Origin of the sequence: Brucella pseudogrignonensis, assembly GCF_002252525.1 — a bacterium.
In the GTDB taxonomy this organism is placed as follows: Bacteria; Pseudomonadota; Alphaproteobacteria; order Rhizobiales; family Rhizobiaceae; genus Brucella; species Brucella pseudogrignonensis.
On record NZ_NNRM01000041.1, the window covers coordinates 41,385 to 53,529 of the forward strand.

Genomic DNA, 12,145 nt, shown 5'->3' on the forward strand with positions numbered 1-12,145 from the left:
GCTCTGAGCTCAGGAAGCGGCGGCTTTAGGCTTGCCGCTTAAAACCGTATCGAGTGCGATCTTCAGTTCTTCGCGGATATCGACGCTTTGCGACAGAATCTGCTCGAATTTCAGGAAGTCGAGCAGGCCAATCCGTTCAACATTCGGACGCAGGAAAATATGCGGCGGACGATTGCGGAACTTGTTCTCGATTATCGAGCACATGGTTAGCTGGTTTGCACCCATCACCGCTTCAATCGTTGTCGGCATGTAGTCATCAGGGCCAACAGGCGCACCCACGACGTCGATGCCAATAACAATATCGGCTTTATCGAACAGGAGATCGAACGGAACCGGATTAAGCAATCCGCCATCAACCAGAATGCGTCCACCACGGCGCACGGGCCGGAAGACAGGCGGAATGGCGCAGGAAGCAGCAATCGCCGAGCGCAGATCACCCTGCTCGATATTCAGCTCAAGTGCTGCGTGAAAATCCGAGGCCGTGATGCTCATCGGGATTTTCAGCTCTTCCACGTTCTCCGGCAGAGAAGCAGGAAGGAAAACTTCCAGAATCTTTTCAATGTTGAACTGGCTAACGCGGAAACCGCCTTTCAGCAGCTCCACCCAGCGTTCAGGCCGCGCCTGCCACATGCGGCGCGCAACTTCCGAACGGCGATTAAAAATCGCCGCCATATATTCGTGAATTTCCTGGCCGCTCATTCCGTTTGCCATTCCGGCACCGACAATCGAGCCGATGGATGAACCGGCAATGGCCACCGGCTTGATGCCGAGTTCATCCAGCACTTCGATAATATGGATATGCGCGATACCGCGAGCACCGCCGCCGCCAAATGCGACCGCGATACGCGGAGATGTGGGTATGCTTATATCCATGAAGCTTTCCTCACGGCGTATTGGAGCGCTTCCATGGCGCGCTCCAATATTTGTTTTACCTAAGTGTTAGGACTGCGCAGGCCCGAAAATCAGAATTGCAGGTTCTGCTTCCAGAAGCTTTTTGGCAATAGCCTTCACCTGATCGAGCGTCACCGCATCGATCAATTCAGCGCGCTTGTCGATATATTCACGATCAAGACCAGCTTCCTGAAGACCAACAAGCGTGTCGGCAATCGACACAGAAGAATCGAGATTGTTCACCGCATAAGAGCCTTTGAGATAGCTCTTGGCAGCTTGAAGCTCCGCTTCAGTCGGGCCGTCATTTGCCATGGCTGCGACCTGTTCACGGATGATCTTCAGCGATTCCTGTGCCTTTTCAGGGCGGGTTGCTGTTGAAATCGTCAGCGCCGATACATGGTCGCGCAGCGCCATCGATGACGAGACCGAATAGGCCAGCCCGCGCTTTTCACGCACTTCCGCATAAAGACGCGAGGTGAAGCCGCCGCCAAGAATGTGGTTCATCAGGTAAGCTGCAAAGAACTCAGGATCTTTGCGCGGGATTGCCGGATAGACGAAGCTGATCGATGTCTGCGGCATATCAAAGCTTAGGCTCGTTGTCGTACCAAGCGCGAGTTTCGCATCCGGCACCGGCACCAGTTCTGCATTTGCAGGCAGATCGCCAAACACCTTGTCCAACATCTCACCCAGATCTTTGGCATTGATCGAACCCACAACACCGACGGTCAGGCGATCACGAGCGAAGTTCTTGCGATGGAATGTGGCGAGGTCTTCGCGGCTGATCGACTGCAGCGACTTGACCGTACCTTCATCCGGGCGACCATAAGGATGGTTGCCGTACAGAACTTCCGAGAATTTGCGCGAAGCAATGGTCGAAGGGTTGCGCTGCGAAGCCTCAAGGCTCGCAACAACCTGCTGGCGAATACGGTCAACGGCATCCTGATCAAAGCGCGGCTTATTGACAGCCAGCGCCAGAAGATCGCTGACCGCGTCGCGGTTCTCAGCCAGCATACGGATACTACCCGAAACGGAATCAGGAGAAGCTGTAAAGCTCATCTCGCCGCCGAGATTATCGATGCGTTCCTGAAAGCTGTCAGAATCGAGATCGCCTGCACCTTCGTCAAAAAGGCCGGTCATCAGATTGGCAAGACCTTCCTTGCCACCCGGGTCCTGCGATGTGCCGCCCTTGAACGAGAAGCGCATCGAAACGAGCGGGACAGAATTGTCCTCAACCAGCCAGGCTTTAATGCCCTTTGGTGAGACAACTTCCTGAATTTCGATAGCATTTGCAGGCAGGTTCAAAATAATGAGCAACATCATCGATGTTGCAAGTGCCATCATCGCGGTCTTTGCACGATTAACGTTCAACGCAATAGCTTTGCTCACTGGATTGCTCCTCCCGCGCCATTCTCGTCATTGCCAGCGGCAGCATTTGGATTTTCGCGTGCATTTTCAGGTTCGGTATCAGGCGGCAGCAAATAGCTCGTCACCGACTGGTCCTTGACCAGATAGCGGCTTGCCGCATCCTTGATCTGCTCGACGGTGACACCTTTGATCACATCCGGCCATTTCTGAATATCTTCGATACTCATGCCGATGGACAGCGTGGAACCATAAATTCGGGCCATGCCGGACTGGCTGTCACGCGCAAATGTCACGGCCTTGAGGAAGCGATTGCGTGCCTGATCAAGTTCGGTCTGTGTCACACCGTCCTTAATGATGCGGGCAACTTCGGCATCGACAGCCTTTTCAACATCGGCCAGTGTCTTGCCGTTTTGCGGAGAACCGTAAACCGAGAATGTACCGTCATCGAGCGGGTCGCCATCATAGCTGGCACCGGTATTGGATGCGATGCCCTGCTTGACGATCAGTTCTTGATAAAGACGCGAGCGGAGCGAGCCACCAAGAATTTCGCTCAGCAGATCAAGCGCCGGGGCGTCCCCTGCTTTCACATCAGGGAAGCGCTTCTCATTGGAGTAAGACGGCACCAGCCATGACATGCGGAACGACGGTGTGCTCACGCGATCATCATGCAACGTCACAACGCGCGCTGCGTGCTTTTCCGGCTCCTGCGGACGCTCACGCGGCAGAACATCGGCACGCTTCGGGATCTTGGCCCAGGTCTTCATGACGAGATCACGGACGCGTTCCGGCGTTACGTCACCGGCAATAACCAGTGTCGCATTATTCGGCGTGTAATATTGCTGGTAGAAATCAACCGCATCTTTCAGGCTGAGCTTCTCCATTTCCTGCCGCCAGCCGATAACCGGCACGCGGTAAGGATGGTTGTAGAACAGCACAGCGTCGGTGTTTTCCATCAACATCGCTGCGGGATTTGAATCCACCCGCATACGACGCTCTTCAAGGATCACCTCGCGCTCAGTCGTGACAGCTTCCTCATCAAGAACCAGATTGGCCATACGATCCGATTCATAGCCCATCACCATTTCGAGCGCATCCGGTGCAACGCGCTGGAAATAGGCCGTATAATCATACGAGGTGAACGCGTTTTCCTGACCGCCGATCGCTGCGATCTTCGCGGAGAACTCACCAGCCGGATAGGTCTTGGTGCCCTTGAACATCAGATGTTCAAGAAAATGCGCAATGCCGGATTCGCCGGGCGCCTCATCAGCTGAACCGACATGATACCAGATCATCTGCGTAACCACCGGCGCGCGGTGATCCGGAATAACGACGACCTTGAGGCCGTTTTCCAGCGTGAAGCTGCTGATATCTTCGGATTTCGTGATTTCTGGCAGATTTGCTTGTTCTGCAGGCTGAGCAGCCTCGGTTGCTACAGCCGGTGCAGGCGTCTGCGCCCGAACCGAACCTGTTGCAAGTGGCAGAGCCAGCGCCAAACCAAGGGCGGTGGACAACAAATAGTGCCGGAGTGAGGGGTTATGCACCAAACGACATCTCCAATCAGTTTCATTCCGCCCTGACAGCTTTGAGATGTCTGGCGAGCGGCAAGACCTGTATTTACAGCGGTTCCAGTGAAGAATGAATTGTTGGAGCCGTTGTAACTGTTTGTTTTTACGCATTATCCGACGCAAAATCGCTTCGCACTTTTGCTGAAAATGCTATCGAATTTAACGCAATTCCGAAACCGGTCGCCCGGGTCCGGATAAATCTTTAGCCCTATCAAAGCGCCTTTTGATCTCACTTCGTCAGATCAGCGCCCTGATTATCTGCTTCCGCGCACATCTTATCCGAAAACAGTTTCACACTTTTTCGGGATGCGCTTTCAACTGAATGAGACGAATAATGGTGCCACCATAATTCCGCTCTTCATGAACGACGAATCGTTCATCCAGTTCCAGCGATGCTTCTGCTTCCTCTTCAAGCACGATAAGTGCGTCAGGATTAAGCCAACTACCTTCCAATGCTGATAAAAGAGCCTTTTCCCCCATGCGGCGACCATAGGGTGGATCAGCAAATATCAGATCGAAGGGCTCCATCGTGCCCGCTTCACCAAGCTTGCAGGCATCGCGGCGCAGAACCTTGGTTTGACCCTGAAGACCGAAAGCTTCGATATTCTGGCGAAGAATGCCGCGACCTTCCGCAGATTCTTCAACGAAGACCGCATAGCGGGCACCGCGAGAAAGCGCTTCAAGCCCGAGCGCGCCGGTCCCCGCGAAGAGATCCAGCACGCGACCGCCATCCACCTTATCGGGAAAGCTGTGCGCAAGAATATTGAAAAGGCTTTCGCGCGTGCGATCCGTCGTTGGACGGATCGCATTTGTTGCAGGAGTTACGAGCGCGCGTCCGCGGAATTTACCGCCGACGATCCGCACCACTGCCCCCTGGCTTGCCACCGCGTGGCTTTCCATCGCCGGATCGACCGTTGCTCGGCTTACCGCCTGAACCGCCGCGATCCGGACCCTTGCCAAAGCCACCCGGACCCTTCGATGGGCCGCGACCTTCGCCAGAACGCGGTCCGCTGCTGCGTGGGCCACGATCAGCGTTTCCACCACCAAAACGGCCTTCACCGCGCGGAGCTGAAGGCTTGCCGAAGCTGCGACCTTCATAGCCACCCGATGATCTTTCACCGCCTTCAGCTTTCAACTCGGCGCGTTCGCGCTTGCCCGGACGGCGTTCCTGCTTCCGATCATCGCGACCTTCCGGACGTGGGCCGCGACCCTCTGGCCGGCCCTCGGAACGACCTTCATAACGGCGCGGACGATCCTCGCGACCTTCTTCGCGGCGCTGATCACCATCGCCGAAACGGCGTGGACGCGGCTGGAAATCACCTTCACCACGCGGGGAACGGTTTGCCGGACGTCCTTCCGAACGACCAGCTGGCCTGTCGGAACGTCCTTCTGAACGGCCCTCAAAGCGGCGCGGACGATCTTCACGGCCTTCATCACGACGCTGATCACCATCCTCGAACCGACGTGGACGAGACTTGAAATCGCCTTCAGACCGGCTTGCGCGTTCGCCGCGCGCCGTAGCACGCGCAGCTTTTTCTGCCGCAGCTTTTTCGCCTTGCGGACGTGCGCCGGATGCCATCCAGACATTCACACCACCACGACGACGCGGTTCAACCTTGTCTTCTTTCTTTTCCGGACGCTTGCGACGCTCCGGCTGGCTCGAAATCCATTCACGCTCGCGTGGCTGACGGCGATATTCGCCTTCCTGCTCACGCGGCTCGCGCTGCTCCATTTCGCGCGCAGTGCGGCCCTGAACAACGGTGTTGGAAAATTCATTCAGAACTGGCGCATCGAAATCTGCGCCGGATTCTTCCACAAGCTTTTCACCAAGCTGATCACGCAGAATGCGGCCGCGAATTTCACGCACACCACCTTCTTCAAGATCGCCAAGCTGGAAAGGACCAAATGAAACACGGATCAGGCGTCCAACGGTAAGGCCCAATGCGCCGAGAATGTTCTTAACTTCGCGGTTCTTGCCTTCGCGCAGACCAATCGAAATCCAGACATTCGCGCCCTGCTCACGCTCAAGCGTCGCTTCAATGCTGCCATAGAAGACGCCATCGACGGCGATGCCGTTTTTCAGCTCGTCAAGCTGCGCCTGCGTGACCTTGCCATGAGCGCGGACGCGATAGCGACGCAGCCAGCCGGTCGACGGCAGTTCCAGAACGCGCGACAGACCACCATCATTGGTGAGCAGAAGCAGACCTTCCGTATTGATATCGAGACGACCGACGGAAAGCACACGCGGCATTTCGGCAGGCAGCGCTTCAAATACGGTCGGGCGGCCTTCAGGGTCACGATTGGTGGTCACAAGGCCAGCAGGCTTGTGATAAAGCCACAGACGCGTCCGCTCGGCCTGCTTCAGCTGCTTGCCATCGACTGTGATGACATCCGTGCGCTTTACGTTGATCGCAGGCGTATCGAGAACCTTGCCGTTCACCGAGATACGGCCTGCCGCAATCATGGTTTCGGCTTCGCGGCGTGAAGCAATACCGGCACGCGCCAAGCGCTTGGCGATGCGCTCACCGCTATCTTCACCATCCTGCGTGTCGCGCGATCCAAATTTGCGCGGCGCACCGCGTTCATCGTCACGGCGAGGCCGATCATCGCGGGACTTGCCATCGCGAAAATTATCGTCGCGGGGGCCGGAGCGTCGCTCGCCGCGTTCGCCACGCGTACCGTTTGGGCGGTCACCGCGGGGGCGATCACCGCGGCCTTCGCCACGTCCATGCGGGGGACGTCGACCGCCCTTGTTGTCGTCTTCTGTGCTCATCTGGTATTGGCCTTTCAGCAGCGCCGCCGTGTCGTCTTTCGCCCCTTTGAAACTGGGAAAGAGCTGTCCGGTCAAAAACGCCGTATAAATCCGTTCGTAAATCGGTTTTGATTTCGTGACTTATGCAGTAACAAATCGCTCATAAGCTTGCGAGCGAAATTTCCCTGTCTTGGCCATGAAATGAGGTTGGCTTGAAAAAGGTTGCAGATATTTCACCCCCAATTATGGCAAATCCAATGCAGATCGCACTGGAAGAGGCCAAATCTGCAGCTCTGCGCGGAGAGGTGCCGATTGGCGCGGTCATCGTGCATGACGGAGAAATTATCGCCCGCGCGGGCAACCGAACCCGCGAATTGAACGACGTCACTGCCCATGCGGAAGTGCTTGCAATCCGACATGCGGGCGAATTTCTCAAATCCGAACGCCTGCCCGATTGCGATCTTTACGTAACGCTTGAGCCTTGCGCGATGTGCGCGGCAGCAATTTCCTTCGCTCGCATTCGACGGCTTTATTACGGTGCGGCCGATCCGAAGGGCGGCGGCGTTGAATATGGACCACGCTTTTACACGCAGCCCACATGCCATCATGTACCTGATGTTTATGCGGGATTTTCCGAAGAAGAATCCCAGAAACTGCTCAGGGCGTTTTTTCGCGAGAAGCGATAGCCCGGCTCAGTTATAGCATTTCCAGCAAAAGTGCGAAGCGGTTTTGCGTCGGATAATGCGTAAAAACAAACAGTTACAGTGGTTCCAACGATTCATTTCTAACTGGAACCGCTGTAACAGCCCGGTGGCCAGTCATATGACGCAGCGTATTATCGCGCAGCGCAAAATGATGCACCAGTGCCATGAACACATGGCCAACAATTACAGCGAGCAATACCCAACCCAAAAGACCGTGCGCCGCATTGCCCGGAGCGGTTAGTGCCGCATTCTGCACACCTGTCTGCTCGAATATCTGAATGCCGAATGCAGAAAAGCCGCGGCCACTTCCGTAACTGCGCAATAGTGCAAGCGCCGGAACGGCGAACATAAGCACATAGATCGCCAAATGCCCCAAACCCGCAAGCTTACCCATTACACCTGCTTTATGCGGGCGCCTTGAGAAATTCAGCAATCCCCATACACCGCGCAACAACACCAGTATCAGCAGTGAGAAGCCAATTGTGTAATGCGCAGACCAGAAGAAACTATAGGGCGCACTGTCCTTCACAAGAATACGCAGTATGGCAGATATGAACTGCCACAGGAAAAGGACGGCCATGAGCCAGTGAAACATACGACTGATGACGCCGTAACCATTGGGACCATCCCAAATCTGATTTGTGTTGTGCATTACTGTACCTTACATCCCGAAAAGTAGTAGGATACGCTCTGCCAGAATGGTTTCGTTGATTGAAATCAAATATTGTTTAGAATAGCCAACATTAAAAATATTTAATATTTGGAATTGAACATAACAAAACAAAGTCATTTTGATGACAAACCCCAAAGCAAACAACAAAAAGAAAGCCGGAAGATTTTCTCTTCCGGCTTTCTAATTTTTGAAAAATTATACTATAATATTAATTCCAAGGGAGCAGATCGCGCCAGCTTTTGCCACCACCACCAGCAGCTTTCTTACGCTCGCGTTCTTTCTGCGACTCATCCTGGCCCATTTCACCTACAGCTGCGGTCGAAGCTGGCTGGCGATAAGCAAGCGGCGGCTCGCTCAGATAGCGGCGTGTCGTTGACGAGCCTTGCGTCTGCGCTTCTCGCTGCTTCTTCAGCTCAGCAACCCTTGCTGGATCAAAAGTGGGCGTACGGGATTCATAATCTTCACGACGGCTGTTACCGCTTGGAAGCGAAGCGCGAAGATTATTGGCAACCGCTACGTCCTGCTCAACAGGCGAAACGAAGTTCGGGTTGTCACGATTTGCGGTGATTTCATCACGCAGACGCTTACGGCGCTGCTCTGGTGATTCTGGCCACGAAGGATCGCCTGCGCTTGCAACGCTTTCCTGCGGAGCAGGCAGTGCACCCTTTTCACCCTGTGCAGGACGCACAAGATCAGGACGCGGCTTGTAATCGATCCTATCTTTTTTCTTGCCCTGACCGAAGCTAGCCATGTTCGACACGTCGTCGAGAAGCTGCGCACTCGCCGTTTTGTCGGTTCCGTAGGTCGGCGACGATACACATCCAGACAGTGCGAGACCCGCAACCGCCGTCATCAATACCAGAACTCGTCCTTCAATCTTCATTAGCGCCACTTCTTTTACGCCTGTCGATTTTCTTTTCGTCAAAGGCTTCTATTTCACCCTTGCCGCAAGAAACCGGCAACTCCAAGGCAGATTGCAAGTTTATCTCAAGGACAGCCTTGTACATGAGAGCATCTCTACGGGCAATCGCGATATTAACCGCTATTTCACCATGCTCTCACTTATCAAGGCAAGCCCCGCAGTGAAAAAAGCCCGGGCGCGCGATGCGTCCGGGCTTTGATTATTATGCTGAAAGCCGTCCAAGCGCCTTCAATTCATGCAGTGCAGCCGCATCACGGGCCGAGACTTCCGGGAATTCCGCGTCCGAACCGACATCGGTGGTGTAACGCCAAGAACGAGCGCACTTCTCACCTTCCGCACGAACAGGAACAACCGCAACACCCTTCACATCATCAAGCGTGAAAGCTTCAGCGGGTGCTGCAGCATCCGTAAGCGCGATGCCGCTGGTGATGCAGATTTCAGCAAAATCCAGACCTTCAAGCGAATCGGCAAGGCTCTTGTCAGTGATGTGGACGACCGGCGCTGCTTCCAGCGAAGAACCGATGCGCTTGTCTGCGCGTTCCAGTTCCAGCGCGCCCGTAACAACGCGGCGAACGTTGCGAACCTTGCGCCACTTTTCAGCAAGCACATCATCGCGCCATTCAGCAGGCGTCTTGCGGAACTGCTCCAGATGCACCGAAGCCGATTCCGGATAGCGATCAAGCCAGGCTTCTTCCGTGGTGAAAGGTAGCATTGGCGCAAGCCAGGTGGTTACGCGAACGAAGATTTCACGCACTGTCTGAAGGGCGGCCTTGCGGCGAACACTCGACGGCGCATCACAGTAGAGCGCATCCTTGCGGATATCGAAGTAGAAGGCCGAGAGTTCGACATTCATGAAGTCGATCAATGCGCGGGCAATGCGCTTGAAGTCAAACGCGTCGTAACCCGAGCGCACAACCTCATCGAGTTCGGCCAGACGATGCAGCATCAGGCGTTCGAGTTCCGGCAGATCGGCATGAGGCAGCGTTTCGCCTTCATCATGGGCGAGCGTGCCAAGCATCCAGCGGATCGTGTTACGCAGCTTTCGATAAGCGTCGATATTAGTCTGGATGATGTTTTTGCCCAGACGCTGATCTTCCCAATAGTCCGTGGTCATGACCCAGAGACGCAGAATATCGGCGCCCGAATCTTTGATCACATCCTGTGGTGTGACAGTGTTGCCGAGCGATTTCGACATCTTCTTGCCGTTCTCATCCATGGTGAAACCATGAGTAACGACGGCATTATAAGGCGCGCGGCCACGCGTTCCGCAGCTTTCCAGCAGTGACGAGTGGAACCAGCCCCGATGCTGGTCAGAGCCTTCGAGATAAACATCGGCAGGCCACTTCATGTCCGGACGATCTTCCAGCGTGAAAGTATGCGTCGAACCAGAATCGAACCAGACGTCGAGAATGTCGCGAACCTGCGTCCAACCCTCGTTTGCGCGGCTACCGAGGAAGCGTTCACGCGCACCATCAGCAAACCATGCATCAGCGCCTTCTGCCTCGAAAGCTTCGAGAATGCGCTTGTTGACGGCATCGTCCTGCAGGATGTTGCCTTCTTCATCAGCAAACACGCAGATCGGCACGCCCCAGGCGCGCTGACGCGAAAGCACCCAGTCCGGGCGGCCTTCGATCATCGAACGCAGACGGGTCTGACCGGCAGCTGGGACGAAGCGGGTTTCCTCAATGGCCTTGAGCGAGCGCGAGCGCAGCGTGGTGCCATCGCCGAGGTTTTTGTCCATATAGACAAACCACTGCGGCGTGTTGCGGAAGATAACCGGCTTCTTCGAGCGCCATGAATGCGGATAGGAATGCTTCAGACGACCGCGTGCAAAAAGCTTGTCATGCGCGATGAGCTGCTTGATGACAGCCTCGTTTGCATCACCCTTCTTGCCGTTATCATCGATAACACGCGCTGCACCGCCGTCGCGATCCGGACCGAAGCCCGGCGCATCCTTGGTGTAGTAACCGTCATCGCCAACCGGGAAAGGAATGCTCGGATCAATTCCGCGCGCTTCCAGCTCGCGGGCATTGTCCATCCACGCTTCAAAGTCTTCGCGACCATGGCTAGGTGCTGTGTGCACAAAGCCCGTACCGGCATCGTCAGTGACGTGATCGCCGGAAACCAGCGGCACGACAAACTCATATCCGCCGCCGAAACCCTTGAGCGGGTGGGAAAGCACGTTCTTTGCAAGTTCTTCGCCCGACACGTCGCGCAGACGCTTGAACTCAAGCTTTGCCTTCTTGGCGCATTCTTCAGAAAGCTTGTCAGCAAAGACGAGCTTTTCGCCAGGCTGAGGACCAAAATCGTTCTCGGCAACGACAACTTCGTACAGACCATAAGAAACGCGCGAGGAATAAGCCACCGCACGGTTGCCCGGAATGGTCCAAGGGGTTGTCGTCCAGATAACAACAGAAGCACCGGCAAGATCGCCTGCACCAGCTACCGGGAATTTCACCCAGATCATATCCGACTCAATGTCGTGATATTCGACTTCGGCTTCAGCCAATGCCGTACGTTCGACAACCGACCACATGACCGGCTTCGAGCCGCGATAAAGCTGGCCGCTTGCAGCAAACTTCAGGAGTTCGCCCGCGATCCGCGCTTCCGCATGGAAGTTCATGGTCGTGTATGGGTTTTCAAAATCGCCGCAGATAGCAAGACGCTTGAACTCTTCCGACTGAACCTTGATCCAGCCAGCCGCAAACTCACGGCATTCCTTGCGGAATTCGTTGATTGCGACTTCGTCCTTGTTCTTGCCCTGTGCGCGGTATTTTTCTTCGATCTTCCACTCGATCGGCAGGCCGTGGCAATCCCAGCCCGGAACATAGTTCGAGTTGAAACCACGCATCTGGAACGAACGGGTGATGACGTCCTTGAGGATCTTGTTCAGCGCATGGCCGATATGGATATTGCCGTTTGCGTATGGCGGGCCGTCATGCAGCACGTAAAGCGGGCGGTCCTTTGCGTCTTCGCGCAGCTTTTTATAGAGGTTCATTTCCTCCCAGCGCTGCACAAAAAGCGGCTCGCGTTGCGGCAGGCCTGCGCGCATCGGGAATTCGGTCTGCGGTAGATTGAGGGTTTTGGAATAATCGATCTTGTCGGTCATTTTACGCTTGCCTGTCATTCCCGCATGTTTTGATACGAGGGGAATATGCTTTGAACGTTCAGGAGGCTGCCAAACGCAGCCGGGAAAACTCAGGAGGCTGCGAGGCACAGCCGGTCGCTCCCGGACCTTCCTGCCATGCGCCGCTTAAAAGCAGCGCCATCAAG

10 protein-coding genes are annotated in these 12,145 nt (G+C 55.3%); 1 reads left to right on the forward strand and 9 read right to left on the reverse strand.

From position 1 onward, the window contains the following. Positions 1–9 precede the first annotated feature (9 nt). The 5 genes from CEV34_RS18025 to CEV34_RS18045 all read right to left on the reverse strand — a co-directional run bounded on the left by CEV34_RS18025 (position 10) and on the right by CEV34_RS18045 (position 6,594). On the reverse strand, positions 10–873 hold the full coding sequence (locus CEV34_RS18025) for a patatin-like phospholipase family protein (protein WP_094544208.1): 864 nt from the start codon (positions 871–873) through the stop codon (positions 10–12). Between the two features lie 66 nt (positions 874–939). Then, positions 940–2,232 carry a M16 family metallopeptidase gene (locus CEV34_RS18030; RefSeq protein WP_083898655.1) on the reverse strand — a complete coding sequence of 431 codons (1,293 nt, stop codon included), beginning with the start codon at positions 2,230–2,232 and terminating at the stop codon, positions 940–942. A gap of 41 nt (positions 2,233–2,273) precedes the next feature. Beyond that, entirely contained in the window at positions 2,274–3,797 is a 1,524-nt protein-coding gene (locus tag CEV34_RS18035) for a M16 family metallopeptidase (protein WP_039860518.1), read from the reverse strand. A 315-nt stretch (positions 3,798–4,112) separates the two neighbouring features. Further along, positions 4,113–4,685 carry a 16S rRNA (guanine(966)-N(2))-methyltransferase RsmD gene (rsmD, locus tag CEV34_RS18040; protein WP_039860516.1) on the reverse strand — a complete coding sequence of 191 codons (573 nt, stop codon included), beginning with the start codon at positions 4,683–4,685 and terminating at the stop codon, positions 4,113–4,115. Beyond that, the gene (locus CEV34_RS18045; protein WP_094544245.1) at positions 4,666–6,594 is read right to left on the reverse strand and encodes a pseudouridine synthase; all 1,929 of its coding nucleotides are present in this window, start codon (positions 6,592–6,594) and stop codon (positions 4,666–4,668) included. The genes rsmD and CEV34_RS18045 overlap by 20 nt, the downstream gene beginning before the upstream one ends. Before the next feature lie 224 nt (positions 6,595–6,818). On the opposite strand from CEV34_RS18045, the gene CEV34_RS18050 reads away from it, so the two are divergent. Beyond that, entirely contained in the window at positions 6,819–7,259 is a 441-nt protein-coding gene (locus tag CEV34_RS18050) for a nucleoside deaminase (protein WP_007878069.1), read from the forward strand. Positions 7,260–7,332: 73 nt separating this feature from the next. Here CEV34_RS18050 and CEV34_RS18055 read toward each other — a convergent pair whose 3' ends face one another. The 4 genes from CEV34_RS18055 to ileS form a co-directional block, all read right to left on the reverse strand. Beyond that, complete coding sequence (locus CEV34_RS18055) at positions 7,333–7,929, reverse strand: cytochrome b (RefSeq protein WP_007878068.1); 597 nt, start codon at positions 7,927–7,929, stop codon at positions 7,333–7,335. A gap of 229 nt (positions 7,930–8,158) precedes the next feature. Then, positions 8,159–8,833 carry a hypothetical protein gene (locus CEV34_RS18060; RefSeq protein WP_007878067.1) on the reverse strand — a complete coding sequence of 225 codons (675 nt, stop codon included), beginning with the start codon at positions 8,831–8,833 and terminating at the stop codon, positions 8,159–8,161. Further along, a complete protein-coding gene (locus CEV34_RS27580) occupies positions 8,823–8,957 on the reverse strand; it encodes a hypothetical protein (RefSeq protein WP_268877856.1) in 135 nt (44 codons plus the stop codon). The genes CEV34_RS18060 and CEV34_RS27580 overlap by 11 nt, the downstream gene beginning before the upstream one ends. 117 nt (positions 8,958–9,074) lie before the next feature. Then, on the reverse strand, positions 9,075–11,981 hold the full coding sequence (gene ileS / locus CEV34_RS18065; RefSeq protein ID WP_039860502.1) for an isoleucine--tRNA ligase: 2,907 nt from the start codon (positions 11,979–11,981) through the stop codon (positions 9,075–9,077). Positions 11,982–12,145 lie beyond the last annotated feature (164 nt).